The sequence below is a fragment of the Desulfosporosinus burensis genome (assembly GCF_054657535.1).
Genome location: NZ_BAAHYN010000070.1, coordinates 1 through 647 on the forward strand (window position 1 = coordinate 1; position 647 = coordinate 647).

1 protein-coding gene is annotated in these 647 nt (G+C 39.1%); it reads left to right on the top strand.

Annotated elements, in window-relative coordinates:
* The coding region (locus ACYQ3Q_RS28410) for an IS1634 family transposase (protein WP_459931739.1) at positions 1-587 on the top strand (587 nt) is incomplete at its 5' end.
* Between the last annotated feature and the right edge of the window lie 60 nt (positions 588-647).

Genomic DNA, 647 nt, shown 5'->3' on the forward strand with positions numbered 1-647 from the left:
CTGAGGGTAAGAAAAGCCAGATTAAGTCACGTGATGACATTATGAAAAAAGTCGGTGCTCTATTAAAGCTTAATAAAGCAGGCAAATATTTTATCGTTCAAGGCAAAGATGACAATAGAGGGCACTCAGGATTTGTTTTAGAGTACAGCGTAAACCAAGAGAAGCTAGACTCCGATCAACGTTTGGATGGTACCTTTGTCATTCAAACGAATGAAGAAGGATATGAAGGTGACAAACTCGTCAAAATCTACAAGAACTTAAATAAGGTAGAAACCGCCTTTCGCATCATCAAAAACGACCTTGATATTCGGCCAATGTATCATTGGAAGGAAGAGAGAGTCAAAGGACATATCTATATCTGTGTTCTGTCGTATTTTGTGGTTATGGCGCTTGACTACATCGCCCAACAGAAGAAGGTCCAAAAATCGGCCCGCAAAATTCTGAGGGAGTTACATAAAATTGGCTTAGTAGAGATTCATCTTCCGAGTGGAGAAAAAAGGTATTCGTTAACGACGATCGATAAAGATAAGCAGTTATTACTTAATTCCTTTGGCATCAAAAAAATGAGGTTGCCAGGTGTAGTCTAGAAATTTTTAGAGGAATCCCCATTATTGGCGACTTTACGCTAATTTATGGTTGAAGGCCAG